The 26,116-nt window shown below is 69.9% G+C and carries 13 protein-coding genes and 1 pseudogene; 10 read left to right on the top strand and 4 right to left on the bottom strand.

What is annotated here, in order from left to right; translation table 11 throughout:
* The first annotated feature begins 140 nt into the window (after nt 1-140).
* The 6 genes and pseudogenes from DDE18_RS21535 (at nt 141) to DDE18_RS21510 (ending at nt 12,936) form a co-directional block, all read left to right on the top strand.
* Nucleotides 141-5,321, top strand: a complete 5,181-nt coding sequence (locus DDE18_RS21535; RefSeq protein ID WP_165821307.1) for an Ig-like domain-containing protein — start codon at nt 141-143, stop codon at nt 5,319-5,321.
* A 620-nt stretch (nt 5,322-5,941) separates the two neighbouring features.
* Nucleotides 5,942-6,217: pseudogene (locus tag DDE18_RS24310) on the top strand (alpha/beta fold hydrolase); the annotation flags it as partial.
* Nucleotides 6,218-6,282: 65 nt separating this feature from the next.
* Nucleotides 6,283-7,083, top strand: a complete 801-nt coding sequence (locus DDE18_RS23870; RefSeq protein ID WP_245916927.1) for a nucleoside hydrolase — start codon at nt 6,283-6,285, stop codon at nt 7,081-7,083.
* A 324-nt stretch (nt 7,084-7,407) separates the two neighbouring features.
* Nucleotides 7,408-7,662 carry a hypothetical protein gene (locus tag DDE18_RS21515; protein WP_133241303.1) on the top strand — a complete coding sequence of 85 codons (255 nt, stop codon included), beginning with the start codon at nt 7,408-7,410 and terminating at the stop codon, nt 7,660-7,662.
* 225 nt (nt 7,663-7,887) lie between these two features.
* The gene (locus DDE18_RS22685; protein WP_133241302.1) at nt 7,888-8,394 is read left to right on the top strand and encodes a hypothetical protein; all 507 of its coding nucleotides are present in this window, start codon (nt 7,888-7,890) and stop codon (nt 8,392-8,394) included.
* 72 nt (nt 8,395-8,466) lie between these two features.
* Nucleotides 8,467-12,936, top strand: coding sequence for a cation-translocating P-type ATPase (locus DDE18_RS21510; protein ID WP_133241301.1), 4,470 nt, complete (start codon nt 8,467-8,469; stop codon nt 12,934-12,936).
* A gap of 472 nt (nt 12,937-13,408) precedes the next feature.
* On the opposite strand, the gene DDE18_RS21505 is transcribed toward DDE18_RS21510, so the two are convergent.
* On the bottom strand, nt 13,409-13,669 hold the full coding sequence (locus tag DDE18_RS21505) for a three-helix bundle dimerization domain-containing protein (protein WP_211754687.1): 261 nt from the start codon (nt 13,667-13,669) through the stop codon (nt 13,409-13,411).
* A gap of 174 nt (nt 13,670-13,843) precedes the next feature.
* On the opposite strand from DDE18_RS21505, the gene DDE18_RS21500 reads away from it, so the two are divergent.
* From DDE18_RS21500 to DDE18_RS21480, 4 genes are all read left to right on the top strand, one after another.
* Nucleotides 13,844-15,376 carry a CYTH and CHAD domain-containing protein gene (locus DDE18_RS21500; protein WP_245916926.1) on the top strand — a complete coding sequence of 511 codons (1,533 nt, stop codon included), beginning with the start codon at nt 13,844-13,846 and terminating at the stop codon, nt 15,374-15,376.
* 283 nt (nt 15,377-15,659) lie between these two features.
* Nucleotides 15,660-16,607, top strand: coding sequence for a LuxR C-terminal-related transcriptional regulator (locus DDE18_RS23865; protein ID WP_116574468.1), 948 nt, complete (start codon nt 15,660-15,662; stop codon nt 16,605-16,607).
* A gap of 1,029 nt (nt 16,608-17,636) precedes the next feature.
* Nucleotides 17,637-18,734, top strand: a complete 1,098-nt coding sequence (locus DDE18_RS21485) for a HupE/UreJ family protein (RefSeq protein ID WP_116574467.1) — start codon at nt 17,637-17,639, stop codon at nt 18,732-18,734.
* A gap of 40 nt (nt 18,735-18,774) precedes the next feature.
* Nucleotides 18,775-20,559: a calcineurin-like phosphoesterase C-terminal domain-containing protein gene (locus tag DDE18_RS21480; protein ID WP_116574465.1), complete on the top strand. Its 1,785-nt coding sequence runs from the start codon at nt 18,775-18,777 to the stop codon at nt 20,557-20,559.
* 288 nt (nt 20,560-20,847) lie between these two features.
* Here DDE18_RS21480 and DDE18_RS21475 read toward each other — a convergent pair whose 3' ends face one another.
* From DDE18_RS21475 to DDE18_RS21465, 3 genes are all read right to left on the bottom strand, one after another.
* Complete coding sequence (locus tag DDE18_RS21475; protein ID WP_211754686.1) at nt 20,848-22,821, bottom strand: PhoX family protein; 1,974 nt, start codon at nt 22,819-22,821, stop codon at nt 20,848-20,850.
* 262 nt (nt 22,822-23,083) lie between these two features.
* Nucleotides 23,084-24,097 (bottom strand): class I SAM-dependent methyltransferase, encoded by a 1,014-nt coding sequence (locus tag DDE18_RS21470; protein WP_211754685.1) that lies wholly within the window; start codon nt 24,095-24,097, stop codon nt 23,084-23,086.
* A gap of 79 nt (nt 24,098-24,176) precedes the next feature.
* Nucleotides 24,177-26,116: response regulator (locus DDE18_RS21465; protein ID WP_116574462.1), on the bottom strand; the 1,940-nt coding region annotated here is incomplete at its 5' end.

Raw genomic sequence — 26,116 nt, 5'->3', positions numbered from 1 at the left:
TCACGTAGATTTCCGCGAAGAATGGGGTGGTCACGAGGACCCCGGCAAGGGGACAAATTCACCGGAATTGTGACGTGACGCTCTTCCATTAGGGGGGCTCAGTCATGTCCGTTCGGCGATCTTTGCGTGCCTTCCTCGCCTTGAGCACCACTCTCACGACCGCAGTTGTCGTGATGGCGGCCGCAGCGCCGGTCAGCGCCGACAGCGGGGTGACCCTGGAACGGGTGTCGGTCAGTTCGTCTGGGGTCCAAGGTGATGGACACTCGGTGCGGTCCGCGCTCAGCGGTAACGGCCGGTACGTGGTGTTCGACTCGCGTGCCACGACCTTCGCGCCGACCGGCGGCGGGTTCTTCAACGTGTTCTGGCGCGACCTGCAGACGGGTGTTACCGAGCGCGTCGGCGTCGGCGTGGGTGGCGCGGTGCCGAACTCGCAGAGCTCGGACCCAGTGGTGAGCGACGACGGCCGGTACGTGGCGTTCTGGTCGTCCGCCACGAATCTGGCACCCGGCGACACCAACGGCGTCAACGACGCTTTCTTGTTCGACCGGCAGACCGCCGCAACTACGCTGCTCAGTGTCGCCGCTGACGGCACGCAGGCCAACGGGGCCAGCAGCATGCGCAGCATCAGCGCCGACGGTCGCTATGCTCTCTTCGGCTCCGCCGCCTCTAACCTCGTCCCCGGTGACACCAACGGCGTCGTCGATCTGTTCTTGGCCGACACCCAGCAGGACATCGTTACGCGGGTCAGCGTCGCCAGTGACGGCAGCGAAGCCAACGGGCAGAGCAGCAGTGCGGACCTGTCCGACGACGGCCGCTATGTCGCTTTCTACAGCGCCGCCAGCAACCTGGTGCCCGGCGATACCAACAACGGCGGCGACATCTTCCTGCGTGACCTGGTGGCCGGCACTACCGAACGTGTCAGCGTCACGAGCAGTGGCACGGAGGTGAACGCCACCTTGTTCTCCTCCCGGGTCGGAGTCAGCGCTGGCGGCCGCTACGTCGCCTTCCAGTCCAACGCGGACAGCCTGACACCGAACGACACCAGCTCCGGGAACGACATCTTCATCCGCGACCGCGTCGCCGGCACCACTGAGCTCGTCAGCCGCGCTTTCACTGGAGCGCTGAGCAACGGACAAAGCCACTCGCCGTCCCTGAGCAGCGACGGCCGCCGGGTTCTGTTCCAGTCCTCGGCGTCCAACCTGGTGCCCGGGGACACCAACGCCACCGTGGATACCTTCGTGAGCGACCTCGACACCGGCACCACCGTCCGGGTCAGCGTCGCTGAAGACGGTATCCAACAGAGCAGCGGCACCCAGGATGGGGTGATCAGCGGCGACGGGACCCGCTTCCTGTTCGCGTCCACGGCAGCCAATCTCACCGCCGGCGACACCAACGGCGTCTTCGACGTGTTCACCGGCTCCGTCCCGGCCGGCACGCCTACCGACACCACACCGCCGACGCTCACCCTGCCGGACCCGGTCACCGCGGCCGCGACCAGTCCCGAGGGCACCGCCGTCCGCTACACCGCCTTGGCGACCGACAACGAGGACCCGGCTCCGGCAGTGGACTGCACCCCCGCCTCCAGCACGGTGTTCCCGCTCGGTGAGACCACCGTGAACTGCGTCGCCACGGACGCAGCCGGCAACACCAGCACAGGCAGCTTCACCGTCACGGTCACCGACCAGGACGACCCGCACGTGTCAGTCACCAGCCCCGTCGACGGCGCGGCCGTCGCCGGGACCGTCGACCTGGCCGCGACCGCGACCGACGTCGTCGGGGTCACGGCCGTGCAGTTCCTCGTCGACGGAACCCTGATCGGCACCGCCGACACGACCGCGCCCTTCACTGGCAGCTGGGACGCCACCAACGCCGTCCCCGGCGCGCACACCATCCGCGCCATCGCCCGCGACGAAGCTGGGCACACCACCACCTCAGCACCGGTCACCGTGCAAGTCGCGCCCCCGGACCCTGCCACCCCGCTGGTGTGGCACTCCCTGGGCGGAACCGGGGCGCTGTGGGTCGGCTCCGCCAGCAGCACCGCACGACAGATCTTCACCGGAGACGCGCTCAACGCCTCGTGGAGCCCCGACCGGGTCAAGGTCGCATTCGCCAGCAACCGCGACGGCAACTACGACATCTGGATCATGGACGTCGCCACTGGGGCCCTGACCAACCTCACCCAGACCAGGACGGGCTTCAACGACGACCCGGCCTGGTCACCCGACGGCACTCGGATCGCATTCACCAGCAACCGCGACGGCGACTACGAGATCTACACGCTTCGAGTCGACGGGACTGGGCTACGGCAGCTCACGAACGACACCGAGCCCCGCGACGGTTTCCCGGCCTGGTCACCAGACGCCCGCCGCCTCGTGTTCACCAGCGTGGGAGACCTGGTCACCGTGCGGGCCGACGGCACAGACCGGCGCGTCATCTCGGCCACTTCGAACATCGACGAAGCGCCGGCATGGTCGCCCGACGGCACCCGGATCGCGTACTCCTTCCCGAGCACGGGCGGCTCGGAGGTGCACACCATCCGCCCCGACGGCACCGACGATCAACGCGTGACGGCCCTCGGGGAGCGGGTATCGCAACCGACGTGGTCGCCTGACGGCAACCGGATCGCCATGTCAGTGTTCGTGAACAACGACTGGGACGTGTGGTCGATGAACCTCGACGGCACCAACCGATCCAACGTGTCCCGGCAGGCTACCGTCGCCGACCTAGCGCCCGACTGGGGCCAAACTCCGGTGCCCGCCGACACCACCAAGCCAGTCCTGCAATTGCCCACCAGCCCGGTGACGCGCGAGGCCACCAGCAGCGCCGGCGCCGAGGTCACCTACACCGCGACCGCCACCGACGAGACCGATGGCTCACCGGTCGTGGTGTGCACCCCGCCGTCCGGCTCGGTGTTCGCGATCGGGACGACAACAGTGCAGTGCACCGCCACCGACGAGGCTGGGAACACCGCCACCGGCAGCTTCACCGCCACCGTCCACGACACCACCGGCCCGATCGTGGCGCTGACCAGTCCCGCCAACGGCGCCACCGTGACCGGCAACGTGAACCTGGCCGCGACCGCCAGCGACGCAGTCGGCGTGAGCTCGGTGAAGTTCACCGTCGACGGCGCCAACGCCGCCATCGACAGCACTGCGCCGTACACCGGCACGTGGGACGCCACCGGCGCCACCCCCGGAGTGCACACCGTCCGTGCGGTCGCCACCGACACGGCTGGCAACCAGACGGCCTCGTCACCTGTCACGGTTCAGGTGCCGCAGCCACAAGCCAGCGGGCCCGAGCTGGTGTGGGTCCGCGCCGGGTCCGTCACCGAGACCGGCACAGGAGGTTTGTGGGCAGCCACGCCCGGAGGCACGCCGCGGCGACTGATGTTGAGGCAGAACTCTAGCGCCCCGTCCTGGAGCCCGGACCGCACCCAGATCGCCTTCACCTCCACCCGAGACGGAAACTCCGACGTCTGGGTCGTCAACGTCGTCACCGGCGCCACCAGCAACGTCACCCGGGACACCCGCATGAACCTGTTCCCCGCCTGGTCCCCGGACGGACAGCGGATCGCCTACGCCAGCAACCGCGACGGCGACCACGAGATCTGGACCATCCGACCCGACGGCACCAGCGCGCAGCAAGTGACCCGCAACACGACCGACGACACCATGCCGACGTGGTCACCGGACGGTACCCAGCTCGCCTACATGGGCACCGGCGGCGTCCGCGTCATCAGTGCCAACGGCAGCGGCGACCGGCTCCTGCCACTACCGAGCACCGCCACCGGCCAGCAGCCGGCCTGGTCGCCAGACGGCCGCCAGCTTGCCCTGACCCGCTTACGCCAGGGCATCCACGTGGTGAACCTCGACGGCACCGGTTTCCGGCGGATAGTTGCCCCGAGCACCGGAATCGCGCAGCACCCCACCTGGTCCCCGGACGGACGCATGATCGCGTACAACCACGCGACCGGAGGCGGCAACGGCGAAGTCATGGCCATCGACGTAACCGGCGGAACACCGCTCAACGTGTCGAACTTCCCCACCGACGGCGACTATGAGCCCGACTGGGGCCAGACCAAGGTGACCGGCACCCCAGAAGTGACCACCTGCCCCGACTACGGCGTTCCCGGCGTGTGCGGCGTGACAATCCGGATCCCGAACCCGAATCCAGGACCGATGCCCGGCGGAACCGTCACCATCTCCACGGGCACCGGCACCAACGGCGTCACCTTGTCCCCGACCACCAACACGAGCAGCGCAGGCAGCAGCGGCGGCCAAACCTGCACGCAACAGACTGGTCGGATCGTGTGCACCATCGGGTCCATCCCGGTCGGCGGCACAGTCATCCGCGTCGACGTCACCCCGAATGGGCCGGGCAGCTGGACGCCACAGGTCATCTGGAACTGCGGTTGCGGTACCGGTGGCCCGGTCGTGGTCACCCAGCCACCGATGACCGCAACGCAGTACTGCGTCGGCGGACAGATCCTGTTCGACAGCGACGCGATGCTGCCGCTACTCGATGTCTTCGCCGCAACCTTGGACGGGCGGGTGCAGGAGTTGTCCGCATCGTCGGCCAACGAGGAGGCCGGCGCAGTGTGGGCGCCGAACCGGAGAGCATTCGCAATGAACGTCGGCGTCCCTGGACGCCGCAAGATCTTCGTCGTCGGCTTGAACTCAGCTGGCTGCATCATCGGGCAGGCAGCCGTACCGAACCAGCCGGCCGGGGACAACTACCAACCGGACTGGTCAGGTGACGGGACCCGACTGGCGTTCGTCTCCAACAACGCCGGGAACCACGACATCTGGACAATCGGGATCAACGGCAGCCAGTTGACCCGGCTCACAACCAACCCCGGAAACGACCGGGCACCGTCGTTCTCCGCCGATGGCAGCCTCGTCGCGTTCACAAGCAACCGAGCCACCCCGTCGGGTACCGACTGGGACATCTACACCGTCCAGACCGGGACGCCCAGGCGCGAAACTCTGCTGTCCACGGCCGCATCCGGATACAACCCCGCCGGCGCTGACTACTCGCCGTCGTTCTCCCGAAGGGCCGGTACATCACAGATCGTGTGGCACACCAACTCCGGCGGGAACTGGGACCTGTGGCTCATGAACTCCAACGGCACGAACAAGCGGCGCGTGCCGAACTCGACGGCGCTGGAGGAGAAGAACGCCGACTGGGCCCAAGACGACACCAAGATCGTCTACGACGCCGGGGAGCCCGGTGACGCCGACATCTGGATGATGAACGCCGACGGCACCAACCGGCACCGCGTCGCCGGGACCGAGGGGGACGACAAGGCGCCGTCCTACTGAGATGGGAAATTTCCCGCCAGCTGCCCCCACAGCCCGTCCGGATCCGGTGCGAGCAACGCCAACCAGCAACTCACCACCATCAGCCGTCCCAGCGCGTCAGCAAGCAGAGCGCCGCGGGAACACCAAGCCGCGCGAGGGCGAGAGTGGAAGCGATCGGGAGTGACAAGCCCCCGGCGCTCCTTGCACTCTCCCTTCTCCCCGGCTACTTCCCGCCGCTGCCCGACGACACCGCGGCCGACCTGCCCATGGCGCCGATGTCCCGCCAGCAGGACCTGAAGGGTCTGGTGGGTGCCTTGGTTCGCAGGGCGACCGACGGCAGCCCGAACAGCGAAGGGGCCAGGAGGCCGAGGGCGTCGCCTGAGCCGCCGAAATTGGGACGAAGGCAGTTGGAGTTGGCGGCTCGGTGGCTGAGCCCTCTTCGACCACACATCTCCTGACCGAGGCCAAGGGTCTCGAGTCCTCACTTGATAAGGCGTGCTCGCCACGAGCCCGGGATGACGGCGTCGGCACAACGACAAGGCCTCCCCTTTAGGCACCGCCACCGTGCGTGAGCGCAACAGTCTCCATGGCAGTCCCTTCGACCGTCTCAGCGTAGCGAGGCAGCGCGGCTAACCGAGTTCTTGGACTCTCCTGTTGTCGGACCCTCGCTGGGCACCCGCGTCGACCGCCTGTGGGGCACGGTCGCCGCGGAGCTCGGCGAACTCCACATCGTCGGCTGGGACCTCCCTGGCCACGGGCTGAGCCCCGCAACGAGCGCGGACTTCGGCCTCGGCGACCTGGCCTCGGCCGTCCTCGCGGCGGTCGACAGTGCCGTCGGCGCCGACGCGGCCGCGACGCCGTACCTCTATGCCGGCGACTCGGTCGGGGGCGCGGTCGGCCTGCAGCTGCTCCTCGACCACCCTGCCCGCTTCCGGGCCGCAGCCGCGTTCTGCAGCGGCGCCAGATTCGGTACGCCGCAGGCGTGGGCGACCGGGCCGCACTCGTACGGGCGGAGGGCATGGCGCCGATGGTGGCATCCTCGCCCGGCCGCTGGTTCGGCAGCCGCGTCCAGGCCGAACCGACCGACCTCTCGCGCGCGGCGGTGGACGACCTGGCCTCGGTCGACCCGGAGAGCTACGCCCTCGTCTGCGAGGCACTGGGACACTTCGACGTGACCGGCCGCCTCGACGAGATCACGACCCCGGTCACGCCCGCTGCCCAGCACCAGCACCTCGCCCGGGCATCACCAACGGCCGCTTCGCCGTCCTGCGCGGTGTCGGCCACCTCGCCCCGCTCGAGGACCCGCCCCGCACCGCCGCGCTGCTGCGCGAGCACTTCAGCCGGGCCGTCATGCCGGTGCCCTGCCAACATCTTGTGCGACGTGGCTGCAGCGCAGGCCGTGTTCGCTGCCGGGGTGCCGGCGGAGGTGACCGGAATCGACCAGACCAAGCGCGTCGTCCTCAGTGAGGAGGAGATCGCGGCCATCGAGGCGTGCGGAGCCCTGGGGGCGCTGCTGTCGGCCGAGATCCGTCAGTTTCGGACCTGGCTTGGCCGGCCGGACAGTCCGCACGATCCGATCGCGGTCCTGGCCGCCGTACGGCCCGAGTTGTTCACCTTCGCCCAGGGCTGGGTCCGGGTGAACTCCGCAGGGGTCACCAGCCTGGAACGCCACGCCGACGGACCGCATCGGATAGTGGTCGACCTCCAACCAACGGCGGTGGCGCACGAGCTACTCAGACGGATCTGCCGCGCGCAGATCGGGACAAGCGTGCGGCCCTCCTGACCGGGCCCCCGAACGTCCGCGCTTGTTGGGCCCAGCGGGGGGTGTGTTGACGAATTGTCGGGTGGCCGGCCCGCGTTCGAGCAGCGAGGGAATGAACGAGCCGCCCGCAGCTTGGCAATGCTGAGAGTGGCCGACGTCACCCCCCGCACCGCCGGAACCACCGGGAGGTCATGCACGCAGCGATACGGGAAGCGATGGCGGAATCGAGGCCGCCCCGCCGCTGCCTCGAGCGCTGCCTCGAGCTCGACCCCCCGGTGCAGGTCAGCCTGGTTGGTAGCGAGGCGAAGGCCGCGGGGCTTCGATCCGCTCAGCGTGCAGGACGACGTGGACGATCACGAGGCCTACCCGGGCGCCTCGTCACTGTGCGTCCGCCTCACCGGCGACCGGGCGACCGGACGGCTGCTCGGCGGGCAGCTCCTCAAGTTCATCAGCGCCCGCCCGTGGAAAGGAGGCCCTGGACGAGGGCGCGCTGTACGTCGCCGGTTCGAGGTCGACGCTACCGGCACCTGGCTGCCGCTGGTCCACGGCGTCGGGCGGCTGACCGCAGCCAAGGCTTCGCCTACCAGGCCGACGTGCTGATCTGCACCCGCGAGGCGGCCGACGCCGGTCGGCGCCACCCGGATGCACCGCCCGGAGTGGATCTCGATCGACGCGCTCACCAGCGGCCGTGTGGTCGATGATCGCACGCAATCTGTCCCAAGAGAGGGCCCGTCGGCCCTGTGCTCGCCTGCGCTGCGGGCCTAGCATGGAGTGTTGCTTTGACATCCGTCAGCCAGACACTCACGAGCATCCGAGGGGGTGGCCATGGCAACTCAGACTGAAACCAAGGCAGGCGAAACGAAGGCAGTCAGGAAGCGCGCTGCCACGAGCACGACGAAGGCATCACAGCCTCGCAAGTCGGCCACCGGATCCGCGACGGCTACGCGCGCGGCTTCTGCTCGAACCGTGAAGAAATCGAAGACCGCGACGGTGACGCTCCCGTTCGTCACTGCCGAGTTCCGGGTCCCGGAGGTGCACACGCCAAGCATTCACGTCCCGCATCCGGGAATGCCCTCACTGACCGTGCCGAAGGTGCACATCCCGCATCCGCATGTCAGCAGAGCAGACGTGAGCGGCGCCGCGCGCATTGTCGGCTCGAACATGCCACCGCGTGACGAGGTCGCCCTTTACACGGGCCTGGGCGCCGGTGCCCTGATCGGCATCATCGACTGGCCGGTGGCCGCCGCCGTCGCGGCGGGCACCATTGTCGCGAAGCGCGCTTGCTCTGTCGCTGGAGCCCCCTCTCGCCCGTCGCAACGATCCGGGTCCTGAGGGATCCGCCCACCGGCGGCCTTGCGCCGTCGGTGGGCTTCGTCTTCCCGATCTCTTGCTGTGGAGGTCCTCGTGCGCCTACCGCGCCCGCCGAGCCTGGCCTCGATTGGCGCGGCGCTGGCGTCAGTGCGCGGAGCGAGCTCGGTCCTGGTCGGGCGGTCACGACGGCGCGCCTGGGTGAACGGCGGCCGCGCACATGTGCAGGTCTTGGGTGTCGATGGTCCGGACGGCGCGAAGCTGGCCCGAGCGCTGGAGGAGCGGCTGGCTGCGCTGGACGGCGTCCATGCCGCTGCGGTCAATGGCGTGCTGGGTCGGGTGGTTGTCGACTTCGACGACGATCAGTTGAGTGTCGAGGCCCTGGTCCAGGTGATCGAAGAGGAGGAGCGCCAGGCGGGACTGGTCCCCGAGGACGTGGGGCAGTCGTGGCCGCATCCGGGTGACGTCGAGTCTTTGATCGTCCCGGTGGCTGCGGTTGCTGCGGATGTGACTGCCCTGGGCCTGTCCCTCGCTGGCCGTGCCCTTCGGGTGCCACCGATCCCGGTAGCCGTGCCGTGGCTGGTGTCGCTGGTGGAGTCCTCGCCCAAGGCGCACGATTGGCTGGTCGCCGGTCTGGGGGCCCGGACCGCGGGCCTCGGGACCGCGCTGACTGGTGCAGGTACCATGGGGCTGGCCCAGGGCGAGGCCGGCCTCCTCGCCGACGTGGCGCGCCGACTCTCCGAGTTCACCGAGGCGCAGGCGTGGCAGGCCGCGTGGCTCCAACGAGAACCGCAGCTCGCCGACGCCCAGAGCGTTGCGCCGATCGCCAGGCAGCCGCGGCCGGCGCCGCTGCCCGTTGGTCCGGTCGAGCAGTACGCCAGACTCGCCTCCTGGACGACCTTGGCCCTGTCGGGTCTCGCGTTGGCGGCGACCCGGAGCCCCTCGCGCGCGTTCGGCCTGCTGCTCGCCGGTACGTCGACCGCCGCGCGCGTGGGGCGTGAGGTCTTCGCCGCCCAGCTGGGTCAGGGGCTGGCGAAGCGAGGAGTCGTGGCAGTTGACCCGGCGGCTCTGCGGCGACTCGACCGCATCGATGTCACGGTCCTGGATTCATCCGTCCTTGTCACCGGAAGGCACCTCATCCGTGAGGTGCGCGCACTCGACGCTCGGGCCGACCCGGTCGAGCTGTACGTGCGAGCGCACGAGCTCGTTGACCCGGCAAGCGCCCACAGCTCGCGAAGTCAGGACGGCTGGGCCGTGCACCGGGTGCGGGGGCGAACTCGCGAGCCCGCAGGTAAACCCGTCCGCGATGGCAGCGCGCTGCCCAGCCGCGCTTCGGCGACGTTGCTGATGACAAGAAACGGTCGACGAGTCGGCATCGTGACCGTTGTCCCGGAGCTGGACCCGCTCGCCGAAGAGCTCGTCACCACCGCACGCAACACCGGAGAGGTGGTGTTGGCGAACGCGACCTCCCATCTCGGCAAGCGACTGTCCGTAGACGAGGTGGTGCCGGGTGGCCGCCGGCTGGCCGCTTCGATTCGAGCCCTCCAGCAGGCCGGGCGCGGCGTCGTCCTGGTGTCGCGGACCGGCGATGAGGCGCTGACCGCTGCCGACTGCGGCATCGGCGTGCTCGGTCCCTCGTCCGCGACGCCCTGGGGTGCGCACCTGCTGTGCGGCCCGGGTCTGACCGAGGTGTGCCAGTTGCTGGACGCCGTCCCCGCGGCTCGAACGGCCAGCCGACGCAGCGCGACGCTGGCGTTGGTCGGGTCGGCGTTCGGCGCGCTGCTGGTGTTCACCGGACCTGCGCGTGGCTCGGCGCGTCGGGCGATGGTCGCTGTCCACGGTGCGACGTTGTTCAGCGTCGCGGCGGGGACGTGGTCCGCGGCGACGTTGGTCCGCCGTCCCACCCCGGTGCCCAGGGACCCGACCTCCTGGCACGTCCTGTCCGCGGCGGCAACCCTGGAGCGGCTCAGGTCGGCTCCCGAGGGGCTCACCGAGCAGGAAGCGCGGGCGCGGCTCGCCGCTCGCGCCGCGACGGACGGCCACGGGCAGGCGACGCCGGGCATCACCCGAGCAACGATGGAGGAGCTCGCGAACCCGCTCACCCCGACCCTGTCGATGGCGGCTGGAGCCTCGGCAGTCAGCGGCGCCATGGTCGACGCCGTCCTGATCGGCACCGTGCTCGGGGTGAATGCGCTGATCGGCGGCGCTCAGCGCGTCGGTGCCGACCGGGCGATGCACCGGCTGGTCGACACCACCGCCGTGCGAGTTCGGCTGCGCCGGGACGGCGCCCCGACCCAGGCGAAGGCGCGGGACCTGGTTCCCGGGGACGTCATCGAACTCCAGGCGGGGGACGCGGTCCCCGCGGACTGCCGGGTTCTCGCGGCGACGGGCCTCGAGGTCGACGAGTCCAGCCTGACCGGCGAGTCCCTACCGGTCCTGAAGAGTGCGCAACCCTCGGTGGCAACGGCTCTGGCGGACCGTCATTCGATGCTGCACGAGGGCACTGCCATCGCCGCCGGGCACGGCAGGGCCGTGGTCGTCGCCACCGGCGGTGCGACCGAGCTCGGCAGGACGGCGCGGGCGGCGGCCCGCACCTCGCGGCCCGGCGGGGTGGAGGCGCGGCTCCGCTCGCTGACCCGGACCACAATCCCCATCTCTGTCGGCGCCGGCGTGGCTCTGGTCGGCGCCGGCCTGCTGTGGAGACGGCCCCTGTACGGCTCCCTGGCCACCGCGATCAGCCTCGCTGTTGCCGCGGTTCCCGAGGGACTGCCGTTCGTGGCCACCGTCGCGCAGCTCGGGGCCGCGGGTCGGCTCTCGCACCGCAACGCCCTGGTCAGGCAGCCGGCGACCATCGAGGCCCTGGGCAGGGTAGACACCCTGTGTTTCGACAAGACCGGCACCCTCACCGAGGGCAGGATCCGGCTCCGGGCCGTCTCTAACGGCCGCACAGACCAGCGCACCGCGTCATTGACGCCAAGCTTCCGGACCATTCTCGGGGCGGCTCTTCGGGCGACCCCACATCAGAACACGCCGCACCCGGTCGCACACCCGACGGACGAGGCGGTCCTGGAAGGCGCTGCCCGCTGCCGGGTCGAGCCCTCCACCGGGCTTGCGGGTTGGGAGCTCGCTGCCGAGCTGCCGTTCGAGCCGGCACGGGGGTACCACGCGACCCTTGGCCGATGCCCGACCGGGAGTCGGATCACGGTCAAGGGTGCGCCCGAGGTGGTCGTACCGCGGTGCACCACGTGGCTACGGGACAGGGAGATCGTGGAGTTCGACGGCGACGCGCATCGCGAGGTCGCAGCAGAGATCGACCGGCTGGCGCGCAGCGGCTATCGCGTCCTGGCCGTCGCCGATCGACCCGCGTCCGGGCGCACCGACTTCACCGAGGCTCGGCTGACCCGCCTGTGCTTCCTGGGCCTCCTGGCACTGGCGGACCCGGTGAGGCCCAGCGCCGCAGAGGCGGTCCGCACACTGCACACTGCCGGTGTCGATGTGGTCATGGTGACCGGGGACCACCCGAGCACCGCGGAGGCGATCGCCGCTGAGCTCGGCCTGCTGGACGGGCGCGGGATCATGACCGGGCCCGAGCTCGACGAGCTCGACGACCTGTCCTTGGCAGGTGCGCTCGCAGAGACGGTCGTCTTCGCGCGGACCAGCCCGATGCACAAGGTGCGGATCGTGGAGCTGATGCGCCGCGACGGGCGGGTCGTGGCGGTGACTGGTGACGGCGCCAACGACGCACCGGCGATCAGGACGGCCGATGTCGGCATCGCGATGGGCCTTCGTGGCACCAATGCGACCAAGCAGGCCGCCGACCTGGTGATCACCGACGACCGCATCGAGACGATCACCGATGCCGTCGTCGAAGGGCGGGCGCTGTGGGCCTCGGTCCGTGACGCGTTGGCTGTCATGATCGGCGGGAACATCGCCGAGATCGCGTTCACGCTGGGAACGGGCGTGGCCACCCGCTCCGGATCTGCACTCAACGCCCGCCAGCTGCTGCTGGTGAACCTCCTGACCGATGTGTTGCCTGCGATGGCCATCGCGGGACAACGACCCCCCAACGTCAGCCCGGATGAGCTGCTGCATGAGGGGCCGGACGTCTCGCTGGGGACCGCCCTGAGCCGCGAGATCTGGATCCGCGCCACCGTGACCACCATCGCCGCCACGACCGCCTGGGCGATGGGCCGTGCGACCGGGACCCGGTCCCACGCCGCCACTGTCGCGCTCGTCGCGCTGGTCGGCGCCCAGCTCGGACAGACGCTGCTCGTCGGCCGCCGCAGCCCTTTGGTCATCGCCGCCAGCCTGGCCTCGATCGCCGCCCTGGTCGTGAGCGTGCAGACACCGGGAATCGCCCACTTCTTCGGCAACCGGCCCCTGGGCCCGATCGGTTGGACGCTGGGCCTGACCCCCGCGGCGGCCGCCATGCTGGCAGCCGCGATCGCCACGCGCATCCGCACCGCTGCCGCCCCCGGGGCCGAGCACGCCGAACGCCCCGGGCCCACGGGACACGCGGGTGCGACTGCCGCCGGACTAATCCCCGAGGCCGCGAAGGCGCGGTGAACGGATCCGTTTACCAACACTTTCCTGATTCGACACGACACCGTCGCGCCAGCCTCACGTGCCCGCCCCGTCTGCCCCGCACCCTACGGTCGAGGCAAGAAATCTAGCCTGCCGTGGAATCAGAATTGAGGTTCAGATGGAAACGATCGTTGCCGCGGTGCTGGCCCGAGTGGCCGTGGCCCTCGTCGAAATATTCGTCGACTGGGTCGTCCAGGCCGTCTTCGCCTAGCCTCCGGCGTCAGTCGCTGGACGAACCTCGTCCTGGGCATCGTCTGGCGGGTCGTGCTGGGACGAGAGCACGCCCTGGCGGGAACGCTCGACGTGCTCTCCGAGCCGGGTGGTTCCGCAGGAGGAACGGGCCTCCTCGTCCTGTGCCTGGGCCCGTGCGGAGAGGGGCGTTCCTGGCGCCTTGCGGGAGTCATCTCGAGTTGGCCGGGCAGAGGGCGTCAGCACCGGGGCCGGGGTCTGCCCGTCACCCGACGCCGGCCTGTAGCGGCGCTGAGGACGGTTCGTGGGTCGGCGCGGCCTGCGCCGCGGTGCGTTCCAGTTTCAGGCGGGCCTCGCGTTCGACGAGCACGGGAACGTATTCCCGGAAGTGACTGTCGTCGTACCGTTGGTGTGCCTGACTGACGGCCTCGGCGACGGTGGCTCTCGAGTGCCGCGGGAAGCGGATCGTGAGCCGGTCGATCATGTCCGTCAGCGCTCGGGTCTCTGTGTGCAGAACCGTGCGCATGCCCCGACGCTGCGCGGGGACGGCAGGAACCTGGTCTGCTGGGTGCATCCACTCAGGATGGAGCGACCTGGGATGTCCGGCAATAGCACGTTGTGGCACCCCGGGCACGCTTCGTTGCGGACGGACCTTGGGCGGGATGTTGCGACCGTCGATGGCAGGGAGGAACATCGTCTTGTGGTCGCTGACCAGCACACCGAGGTCGAGCGCAAGTACGACGTGCCGCCCGGTGCCAGGGTCCCGGAGCTGACCAGCGTGCCTGAGGTGGACCGGGTCGCACCAGCAGACGAGGTCGAGCTCGACGCGACGTACTTCGACACCGCGGGCCTGGCGCTCGCTAGGGCCGGCATCACGCTGCGACGCCGCACCGGCGGTGCGGACGCCGGATGGCACCTGAAGCTGCCGGTATCCGCGGACATCCGCAGCGAGGTGCGGCGGCCCCTGGAGGAAGGTCACGGGGGTGCGCCGGCCGAGCTCCTCGAGTATGTGCGCGCCTTCGTTCGGGACCAGGAGGTGGCGCCGGTGATGTCGGTGAGGAACCGTCGCGTGGTGCACCGGCTGCTGGACGCCGAGGGCAGGACCCTCGCCGAGCTGTGCGACGACCACGTAACCGCGCAGCACCCCGCAGATGGCTCACCCCCCGGGCACTGGCGTGAATGGGAGGTGGAGCTGGTCGACGGGACCGACCTGCTGGAGCCGGTGGAGACGCTGCTGCTCAACGCCGGCGCCCGCCCCGCGGGTAGTTCGTCCAAGCTCGCCCGGGCGCTCGGCGAGCGGCTACCCGGCCCAACGGGGCGGTCTCGCGCCACGCGGCCGGGCAGGAATGACGCGACGGGCGTGCTGCTGACCGAGTACTTGAGTGAACACGTATCGCGGCTCAAGCAGGAGGATCTGCGCCTGCGCGCCGGGGACGACGAGGGTGTGCATCAGATGCGCATCGCGGCGCGTCGGCTGCGGTCGGCCCTGGCGACCTACCGCGACGTGCTGGCGCCGGGGTCGGCCGAGGGGCTGCGTGCGGAGCTGAAGTGGCTCGGCGGCGTGCTGGCGCCGGCCCGGGACGCCCAGGTCCTGCGGGAGCGGCTCGGCGAGCTGGTGCGGCACCAGCCGGCCGAGCTGGTGCTCGGGCCGGTGCCTCAACGAATCGACAACGAACTCGGTGCGAGTTTCCGCACGGGTCGGTCCGAGGCCGAGCTGGCCCTCGCGGGCAAGCGGTACTTCCGGCTGCTGGACCGGCTGGACACCTTCACCAGCGCTCCCCCGTTCTCCGAGGCGGCCCAGCAGCCCATACGCCGCGGGGTGCCCCGGCTACTCCAGGCCGATCTCAAGCGGGTGCGGAAGCGGCACCGCGCCGTCGAAGAGGCTCCGGACCAGCACGCGCAGGACCTCGCCCACCATGAGGTCCGCAAGGCCGCCAAACGGCTCCGCTACGCGGCCGAGACCGCGCGGCCGGTCTTCGGCAAGCGAGCCAAACGCCTGGGCACCCGGGCCAAACGCATCCAACAGATGCTCGGCGAGCACCAGGACACCGTGGTCGCGCGCGACACCCTCCGCGAGATCGGGGTCCAAGCGCATCTCGACGGAGAGAACGGCTTCACCTTCGGCCGACTGCACGCGCTCGAGCAGGGACGGGCCGCCGAGCTCGAACGGGAGTACCCATCCCTGCTGGAACACCTTCCCACCCGAAAGCTGCGCAGCTGGCTCGACCACTGAGCTGAACGGGAGGGTCGTGGGTTCGGAAGCGCTCCGGACGCCTCCCTGCCACCAGCAGCCTCCCCTCTTGTTGTCAACGGTCGGTTCGGACGGATGCGTGTCCGCGAACTGCCGAGGCACGGGTCGGCGTTATAGCGTCGCGGGCGCGGGTCCGGGAAGTGGCTGATCCGAAGTGTCGAAATGCGGCAGGTCGACCGTGCTGGATTGTTGAGACGCCCCGCAGTGCCCTGCCGGACTAGCCTCACCTGGCGCTGGCATCTCGAGGTCGGTTCGGCGGGCATCGGTGAAGAGCTGCCGCGGTAGATCCCCAACCGGACCATCCGGCGACGTCGCACTCCATCTGGCCGAGTGTGAGGAGATCGCCGCGAGGCTCGACGACGACCTGCTGCACGCACGGATCAAGGAGTGCCGGGGACAGGCCACGCTCTACCGGGGCGACCTACCGGGCGCCATCGAGCTGCTGGATCAGGCCCGCCGGGAGTTCCGGGCGGTCGGGGACCCGCTGGGCGAGTTCGACACGTTGATCCTGCTCACTGCTGGCACCTTCTTCCTCGACGATCCCCGGGCCGACGAGTTCAGCCGGGATGCGCTGGCGCTGGCTGAGCAGCACGGCGCGCAGTCGTCGACGGCCTACGCGCTCTGGGCGGTCGGCATCGCACAGTGGCGGGCCGGGCACTTTGACGAGGCGACGCGGTCGCTGCGGAAGTCGGTCCGGTTGTTCCAACCGATGAAGGACCTGACCGGCATCAGCTTCGGCGTCCAGGCGCTCTCCTGGTGTGCTGCCTTCGCGTCCCCCGACGAGCGGGCGGCCCGGCTGCTCGGCGCGTCCCAGGCCGTCTGGCGGACGAGCGGGACGAAGGTCGACGAGACGACCGCGTACAGCGTGTTCGACAGGCGGTCCGAGGACGCCCTGCGGGCAGCCCTCGGCTCCGCCAAGTTCGAGTCCACCCGGTTCGAAGAGGCTTCCGCGGAGGGTGCGTCGTACTCCTTCGACCAAGCCGTGGCGCTTGCCCTGGGCGACGACGGCGACGCCCCTGGATCCGAGGCAGCGGCCACCACCCCGGCCCGAGGCCCGGGGCCGGAGGCCCCCGGCGGGCTGACCCCGCGCGAGCGGGAGGTCGCCGGGCTCCTCGCCGAAGGCCTTACCAACCGAGAGATCGCCGCTCGGCTCGTCATCCCCAGCGCACGGCCGAGACCCACGTCGACCACATCCTCGCCAAGCTCGGCATGACCTCCCGGCCCCAGGTCGCCAGCTGGGTCGCCGAGCAGCAGGCCCGCTGACGCGCCTCAGGTGATCTCGGGCGGGTTTTGCTCCATCACGAGCACGGTCCGGGACGGGTCGCCGCGCGCTCGAGCCGGTCCAGCACGGTCCGGATCGTCACCGGTCCGGACGCAGCTCAGGATCGTCGAGCTCGTTCCAGCCGTTCGGGACGGATACGGGCGCACCGGGCGCCGGTCGAGGGAAGCACGGCGCGACCAGCGGTTGTTGATCGCGTTCTGGGTGTAGTCCAGCGGGGCCAAGCCGCGCCGGGTGTGCTCTCCCAATTCCAGCTGGTCTACTACCTGCTGTTCGGCAGGCTGGAAATCGCCGTAACCACGCCGAACGTCTGGTACGCATGGAAGTGGCCCCACTCGTGAGCGCCGCCCACTGCTGTCGGGTCCTGACCGGCACCCGCTGACCACAAAATCTCGTTGTGCTCAGCGTGGGGCAAGCAGCCGACGCTAGGCGAGGACGGCCTCGAGGACGGCCTGGACCACTCAGTCGACCGAGTATTTCGCCCCGCGCCAGCAGCAACCGCGGCAAGCCGAGCCCCAGCGGGACGCCCAAGACGAGGCGGCAGAGCCACATGCGGGGAGGGTGGGTAGCGGCATGGAGCGCATGCCGCCGAAGGCCTGGACCGAGTCTCGCCGGACAACGGTCCCACGTGCACCGTCTAATAGCCGCCTGCGAGCGTCCACCCCGTGACCGCGCTCGCCCTGAGAATCGGAACGACCGGCCCGAGCACGGAACACTTCGGCCGACTGCGTGAGTTGCTGGACGAGTCCACTGCGAAGGGCTGGCTCGGCGAAGTTCTCCCGGCGATCCCGTGGCGCAGGACCCGGTATCACGGGCGCGGCCGATGAACGGTGCCCGAAGCCCTGGACCAACTGGCGTGAACACTCGGCGGGGACTCGGAACCGATCTTGTGGAGCGCCTGCGCGCGCCGCAAGAGTCTGGGGCGAGTCGTTCCCATCCCGTCCCCCACGGAAGAACTACCACATGTCCCCGCGCGCTCGGGCGCACAAGCTCATGGTGGTCGGCACGGTCGCGCTCGTCGCCGTCCTGTGCCTGCTACCCGGCTCTGCCGCCGCCCACTCCCTCGACACCGTCGGGTACTCCAAGGTCCGGCAGGACGGCGAGGACGTGCGCTACGAGCTGGTCGTCGACTTCGCCGCCCTGGCTGCTGTCGCGGGCATCGGCGAACCCGGGGGCGGTGCGCCGGCCGACGCGGACGAGGTCCTGCGAGCTGACCGAGCGATCCTCGAAGAGTACGTCGACTCGCGGCTCCAGGTGCTCGTAGACGGGGTCGCCTGTGCGGGGAACCTGACCAACACCGGCGTGGAGGAGCGGTTCGGCGAGCCCTACGCACGAATCTCATTGATCTACGACTGCCCCGGAGCCGGGGAGTTCGAGATCCGGTACGCGGTCCTGGTCGGCGACATCGACCCCGGGCACAGCAACGTTGTCGACTACGAGCTGGCCGGCGGCGGTGGGCGGTTCGTCTTCGACTCCGCACATCGCGACCTCGTCGTGGGCGAGGCCAGTGTGGCCCGTCAGGTCTACCGGTTCGCCGCCCTCGGTTTCGACCACATCCTCCATGGCCTGGACCACCTATTGTTCCTCGTCGCGCTGCTCATCGGCGCACGCACATTCCGGGAGTTCCTCGCCGTGGTCACGGTCTTCACGGCAGCACACAGTCTGACCTTGATCCTGGCCGCCACCTCCACCCTCAGCGTCCCGGCCTCGGTCGTCGAACCGCTCATCGCCTTGTCCATCGCGTACGTCGCGGCGCAGAACCTGGTCCATCGTGACCGGTCCCGCTTCCGGCTGCTGGCTGTGTTCGGGTTCGGCCTCCTGCATGGGGTGGGCTTCGCCGGGGCCTTCGGGCTCTCGGGGGACGCGTGGTTGTCGGTCTGGCCCCTGCTGGGGTTCAACCTCGGCGTCGAGTTGGGACAGGCGCTGGTTGTCGCAGGACTGTTCCCGCTGCTGCTCCTCGCGCGCCGGTTTGCCTGGTCGCGGCACCTGGGGATGGCTGCCTCCGGCTCGATCGCGCTCGTCGGCCTGGCGTGGTTCTCCCTGCGGCTCCTGTCGACGTGACCGGCGACCGCCGGCGCGAACCACACGGAAGGTGAGAGAGATGACTGAGATCTCAAGGCCGAGAGCGAGGAGAGCGCCGACCGTGCTCCTCGCCACCGCGGTCTCTCTGGCGGCGTTGACCGCCGTCGAGCCCACCCTCAGCTGGGCGGAGGACACGGGCTCGGCGCAGACGGCCACCGGTGTCGTCTTCGAGGACCGCAACCGCAACGGTCGCCAGGACGCGGCCGAGCCCGGTGTAGCCGACGTGTCGGTCTCAAACGGCCGGGACGTCGTAAGCACCGACGCGAACGGCCGCTACAACATCGGCGTGGACGAGGAGACCATCGTCTTCGTCACCCAACCGGCCGGCTACACGGTCCCCGTAGACGAGCACCAGCTGCCGCAGTTCTACTACACCCACTACCCGAACGGCTCCCCCCTCGAGACCCGGTATCCCGGGATCGCGCCCACCGGACCGCTGCCGGAGTCGGTGGACTTCGCGCTCCACAAGTCCACGGTCGGCACGGACTTCACCGCGCTGCTCTTCGCCGACCCGCAGACCCGCACTCTGGGCGAACTCGAGGCCATGCGTGCCGACGTCATCAAGGAGCTCGGCGGCTCCGCCGCATCGTTCGGCATCACCGCTGGGGACGTGGTGAACGACCCGCTCGACCTGTTCGGGCCGCACAACGAGATCGTCTCCACGCTCGGCATCCCGTGGTGGAACCTCCCCGGCAACCACGACCTCAACTACGACGTGCCGGACGACACCTACTCGACCGAGACGTACAAGAGCGTCTACGGCCCCACCGACTACTCCTTCGAGTACGGCGACGTCCACTTCGTCAACATGGACAACATCGACTACCTCGGTCAGGGCCGCGGCTACCGCGGCCACCTCGACCAGCGCAGGCTGGAATGGCTCGCCAACGACCTCGCCCATGTTCCGGCGGACAAGCTGGTCGTGATCACAACCCACATCCCGCTGCGGACCGAGGCGATCGGCGACGAGGCGCAGAACACCGTGAACCTCCAGCAACTGTTCGACATCCTGGACGGCCGCGAGCACGTCTTCTCCAGCTCCGGCCACGACACCTCCAACAGCTGGCAGATGTACCTGGAGCCCGGCGAGGAGCGTCCGACTCCCTCGGGCGTCGAGCCGGCCGTCTGGAACGGGCCCCAAGCCTTCCATCACCAGGTGCTCGCCGAGGTCCGCGGCGGTGGCTGGAACTCGGGTCCGACAGATGAGCGCGGCGTCCAGGCCGCCGACATGGCCGACGGCAACCCCAACGGCTACTACTTCCTGTCCGTCGACGGCAACGAGTACCGGATGCGCTACAAGCCGGCCAGCCTCCCCGCGAGCTTCCAGTCGCGCGTCACGATGCGCGGCGGAGTCGGAAACCACACACTCGCCAGCGGCACCCCCGTGTGGATCCCGTCCGGTCCCAGCGGATCCAACGGCATCAGCCCAGCGCCCTGGTTCGCCCCCACTGACTGGCAGTCCGCCCAGCGACCCGTGATCGAGGCCAACGTCTTCGACGGCGGCACCCGTCACCGTGTGGAGGCCCGGTTCGACAACGGCAGGTTCGTCCCGATGGAGAACAACCCCCCGGTGTTCGGGCTGACCAACGGGCAGCCCGGCGGCAACCTGGACACCTACATCAGAACCCTCCGCGAGAACCTCTCAGGGGCGCAGCGTCCGGTCAACCCGGAACCCTCCTCCCACATCTGGACCCTTCCGATCCCCCACCTGGGACCCGGCCTCCACATGGTCACCGTCCGGAGCGTCGACCCCTACGGCCGCACCTCGATCGCAACCCAGCGCTTCGAGATCCGCGTGCCGTAGCAGGCCTCGCGCAGCCCGACCGATGCGCGGATAGCCCCGGGCGTGTAGACCGCCTCCACGCCCGGGGCTACGTCCGACAATCCTCACGGAGCGCCGCGCATGCCCCTGCTTGTCCTCGCAGCGGATGGAGTCCAGCCAGCAGGACCGAGGGCAGTCCGCACTCACCTCGGTCGGCAGGTGCGCCTGGCGGCCGCCCTGGCCTCGGCCATCGACCGGATCTCGCCCAGCCCGCCAGCCGAAACCCGGGTAGCGCGGGTCATCACCCGGCGGCGTACCTGGTTGCCGGTGTCAGCTGCCGATCACCCCGCCGTCCTTGCGGCGGATCACGACGGTGGCGCTTCGCGGCCGACCCGCGGGGTCGAACTGCGGCCAGTTGCTGACGGTGCGCGGGTTGGTCGTGCTCGGCGTGCCGAACTGGGTGTTCCAGTGGGTCGTGGACTCGCCCGGATGCTGGACGTTGACGAACATCGTCCGCTGGTCGGGGGTGGTGTGGACGCCGGTGATCTCGCAACCGCGCGGCCCGACCAGGAACCGCCTGATCTCCCGGGTGCGGGGGTTCGCGACCAGCATCTGGTTGTTGCCGATGTTGTCGTAGCCGCGCGAGGCGAGGTTCTGGGAGCTGTTGGAGATGTCGGTCTGGATCCACAACCGGCCGTCGGGGTCGAGCCAGATGCCGTCGGGCGAGCCGAAGATGTTGTCGCCTGTTAGCCCGTTCGCCTTCTCGTCGTAGACCGGGTCGCCTGCCAGGACGAAGATGTCCCACTCGAAGGTAAGAGCGGTGTGGTCGCGGTCCTTTTCACGCCACTTGAGCACGTGGCCGTAGGGGTTGGGGTTGCGTTCGCTGTTGACCGCCGGGTTCGGCTCGGTGGCCCCACGGCCCTGGGTGTAGCCGGATCCGTTGGTCAGGGTGAGGTAGACCTCGCTGGTGAGCTCGTCGACGGAGATCCACTCCGGGCGGTGCATCGGGGTGGCGCCGACCGCGTCGGCCGCCTCGCGGGTGCGGATCAGCACGTCGGCCTGGTCGGCGAAACCGTTGGCTGCGGTGAGCGGCCCGACGCCGTGGACCAGCGGCAGCCAGGTGCCGGTGCCGTCGGCCTCGAACTTGGCGACGTACAGCGTGCCCTCGTCCAGGGGGCTGAGGCCGCGGGCGCGGGCCTCCTTCCACGGCCGGGCGCTGACGAACTTGTAAGCGTAGTCGAGGTTCTCGTCGTCGCCGGAGTAGACCACGGCCTTGCCCCGGGATTCGGTGACGGCGGCGCTCTCATGCTTGATCCGGCCGAGCGCGGTGCGCTTCATCGGCTTGCTGTGCGGGTCCATCGGGTCGATCTCGACGATCCAGCCGAACCGGTGGAGCTCGTTGGGGTTGAGCGCCACGTCGAAGCGTGGTTCGGCCACGTGCCAGGAGTAGCCGAACCCGGCGGCGCTCACGCCGTACCGGCGCTGCGAGGCGGTCGGAGCCCACGTGGTGTCAGCAGTGCCGAAGTAGCCGTTCCAGTTCTCCTCGCAGGTGAGGTAGGTGCCCCACGGGGTCGGGCCGCTGCCGCAGTTGTTGAGCGTGCCCATCGGCGCGTTCCTACTCGCCAGCGCCGGGTGGTCGAGGGTGACCGGGCCGGTGAACTGGACGGGCGTGACACCGGTGATCCGGCGGTTGTACGGCGAGTCGATGACCTCGCTCCACGTGCCGTCGGCGTTCTGGCTCACCTCGACCACGGTCACGCCGTGGCCGGCGAGGGCCTTGGCGACCTTCTCCCGACCTGCAGCGTCGGGGGTGATCGCCGAGCCCTGCTCGGCGGTGTAGATCTGGTTCGCGTCGGTGTACTCATGGTTCAGCACCAGGAGACCGTGCCGGGAGCCCGCGGCGCCGTCCTCGAGCGGGTAGTAGAAGATGCCGTCGTGGTTGAAGCCGACCTGCTTCTCCTGGTCGGCGGCGGTGTTGGAGGCGTCCTTCTGCCACTCCGTGCCGGCGAAGAGCGGCGTGCCCCAGGGGATCAGCACCTGGGCGGTGTACTCCTCGGGAACGGTGAGGGCGTCGGCCGAGCTTGTCGGCACCGGCGTGAAGCCGATGCGGGGACCCCGCCGGCCGGCTCCGGAGGCGGCCGCGCCCGATGCGAGCACCTGTGAGCCGCCGTAGAAGAGGACCGCGGCGGTGGCCGTGCCGCCCACCATCAGCGAACGTCGGGAGTACCGGGTCGCGACGATCTGGTCGATGTGCGGGTTGGTGGACGTGTTGGAACCGATGTTCTCGATGTCGTCGTGGGACAACTCAATCACCCTTTCATGAGTCGATGACCGGCCACGCCACGACGTGATCCCGAGTCCCACGACGACGCCAGTCCTGAGCAGCCACATGCAAGCAGCGGCACCCCACCCCCACAGGAGCCCGCGGATGGACACCACACGGACACTGGACGACATCCGGGTGAACCTCACCAGGGTGCGGACGGCTCTGGGCGGCACGGAGCCCATTGACGATGTCGACGGCAACCAGAAGGCCGTGTTCTCGACTGCAGGCTGGTGGCGTCGGCTACGCGTGACCGGTGGCGAGCAGGTGAGCGCTGGCCGCGAGCATGGCCGGGTCGGTCTCCACGGCGCGGGCGCACATCAGGGCACTCTCGACCAAGGCGTCCTGGTGAGTGGGGTCGGTGCAGGTCTTGACCGCAGTCCACATCGGGCCCTCGATCGCGCGCACGTGAACGTCGTGGAAGCCGGCCACGCGGAACTCGCTGAGCGCCTCGTCGGGGGTGTGGAAGAAGGCTGTGGTGAATCCGAGCTGCGGGTCGTGTTGCCCGTGGCCGAGGGTGGCGAGCGCTAGGTCCCGGCGACCGGGGTCGAGCTCGCCACGGCTCGCGTAGGCGAGGAGCGCGGCATGCCGACTGATCACCGCGGCGGCGAGGGTGCCGCCGGGACGGAGCACTCGGCGCGCTTCACGCAGTGCCTGGACACGATCATTGCGGTCGAGCAGGTGGTAGAGGGGGCCCAGCATCATCACCGCCTCGGCCGAGTCGTCGGGCTCGTCGAGGTGCCGCGCGTCACCGAGGGCTGCGGTGAACGCAGCACCGTCGTTGAGCGCCGCCGCAACATGCTCCGGGATGACGTCGATCAGGTGCACCGCGTAGCCTGCCTCGGCCAACCAGGCCGCGTACACGCCGGTCCCGCCGCCGACGTCGAGTATCCGCGCGGGCGCCTCGGGTAGCGTCCGGGTGAGCAGCTCCTGGGTGCGTGCCCGTTCCAGACGTCCGTGGCAGGTCGTGTCGAGTCGCTCGTGCTCGACCAGGGTCGCGTAGTAGGCCTGGATGGTGGGCTCGACGGGCGGGACCGGTCGCCGGTGCTCTTCCGAGGCGCGCGGGGCGGTTCGGCTGGGGTGGGGCTGGTCCTCGGCGGTGAGCACGTGCGCCCGTCCCGCCTTGGCGCGAGACAGCGCCGCCTCGGCGGCCTTGGTCGGGGCACGCAGGGTGTCGCCGTGGGAGGCCAGTTCGGCTGCCTGCGTCCGTTCCTGGGCTGTCGCGGTGGCCTCGGACCGCGGTCGTGGCGAGGTCACCGGTCCCACCCGAGCAGCTCCAGGCTGTACTGGGCCACCTCGCGGATGTCGTCGTCGTCGACGACCAATGCTCGCCGGGTCATCGGGTGGCTCCGGCGACCACGGCGTCGAGCAGTTCCAGCACCTGGCGCTCGACCTCCTCAGGGTTCGTCTTGGTCTTGGTGAAGAACTCGGTCGGGCCCAGCCGCAGTCGCTGCTTGGCGCCCTCGTCCAGCTCGAGTGCGCTGTAGACGACCAGGGGGACCCGGCACAGCCGCGGGTCCTCACGCAGCCAGTCGACCAGCGCGAACCCGTCACTGTCGGGCAGCAGCAGGTCCAGCAGCATCAGGTCCGGCGCCAGGTCTTGGCTGACCCTCAGCGCGCCACGGGCGGTGTTCACGTGCACCGCCGTCACGCCGTGCTCGGCGAACAGCGCCGTGAGCACCTGGGTGAGTGCCGGGTCGTCCTCGACGATCAGGACACGTCGTCGCGCGTCGCCGTCGCCGACGGTGTCGGCAAGCACGGTCAGGAGCCGGGTGACGTCGAGCGGCTTGGTCAGCCACGCGTCCACGTCGACCGGCGCGACCCCCGGCTGGAGGCCGCTCACGATGAGCACCGGCACGTTGCGGGTCCGCGGGTCCGCCCGGAGGGCGGCGATGGCGGCCCAGCCGTCCATGGACGGCAGGGATGGGTCCATCAGCACCGCGTCCGGCGGCTGCTTGGCCGCCAGGGTCAGCGCCTCCTCGCCCGATGCTGCGCCGACCACCCGATAGCCGTGCATGCCCAGCAGGTCGCTGATCACGGTCCGGGTGGGCGCATCGTCCTCGCAGACCAGGACGGTCGGGAGCGCAGGGTCGTGGTCCGGGGCCGTCTCCGGGCCGGGGTAGGCATCCACCTTGGGAAGCGTGAAGCAGAACGTGGCCCCCGGGCCAGGCCGGCTGTCCACCCAGATCTCTCCCCCGTGCTGCTCGACGATGCCGCGGCAGATCGCCAGGCCGAGCCCTGACCCTCCCTTCTCCCGGGTGTCCGAGGCGTCCACCTGGGCGAAACGACCGAAAACGGCCTCCTGCTGGTCTAGGGGGATGCCGGTTCCCTCGTCGCTGACGCCGAACAGCACGTCGTCGTCCCGCTCCAGCGCGGTGACCCGCACGGTGCCTGCTGCCGGGGAGAACTTGATCGCGTTGGAGAGCAGGTTCGCCAGTGTCTGCACGATGCGGTCGGCGTCTGCGTCGACGACTCCGACGGTCGCACGCAACTCGAGGTGCACCTCGGCCTGAGAGGCGAGCCCCCGCATCTCCTCCACGGCGCGGCCCACCAGGTCTTCCGCGGGCCAGGCCTGTCGGTGCAGGGCGAGCTTGCCGGCAGTGATCCGCTCGACGTCGAGGATGTCGTTGATCAGCCGGATCAGGCGGTCGGTCGACTCCACCGCGATGTGCACCATCCGCTGCGCCTTGGGATCCGTGTCGCGCAGCAGGCCATGCTGCAGCAGGCCCAGCGCGCCCCGCAGCGAGGTCAGCGGCGTACGGAGCTCGTGGCTGACCACCGAGACGAACTCGTTCTTCATCCGGTCGACCGCGCGGCGCTCGGTCACGTCGCGGAACATGACGACCGCGCCGGCCCCGTCGATGCTGGCCCCGTCCGCGCCGGCCCCGTTCACGCTGTCCCGGACGGGGGCGACCGTCAGCTCGACGTGGAAGTCCGACCCGTCGGCTCGCCGGTAGGTTCCATCGGCAACGCTGCGGCGCCGCTCTTCCATCAGGGCAACGGCAACCGGATCGAGGGCTGCCGCGATGGGCTCGCCATCGGCGTCGTGGGGCTGGGTCACCTCGTGGAAGGAACGCCCGACCAGGTCGTCGGGAGCGCGACCGAGCAGCGCGGCCGCTGCCGGGTTGGCGAATGTCACCAGTCCGGAGCGGTCAAGGCCGACGATGCCCTCACCGGCGCCATCGAGGATGGACGTGTGGCGGCGACTGAGCTGCTCCAGCTCGTGGGTCCGCTCGTGCACCAGGTCCTCGAGGCCGGCTGTGAGCCGGATGTTGT

Origin of the sequence: Nocardioides gansuensis (genome assembly GCF_003076135.1) — a bacterium.
In the GTDB taxonomy this organism is placed as follows: domain Bacteria; phylum Actinomycetota; class Actinomycetes; order Propionibacteriales; family Nocardioidaceae; genus Nocardioides; species Nocardioides gansuensis.
The sequence above is the reverse complement of the archived record's forward strand: the minus strand, read 5'-3'. Positions and strand labels throughout refer to the sequence as shown.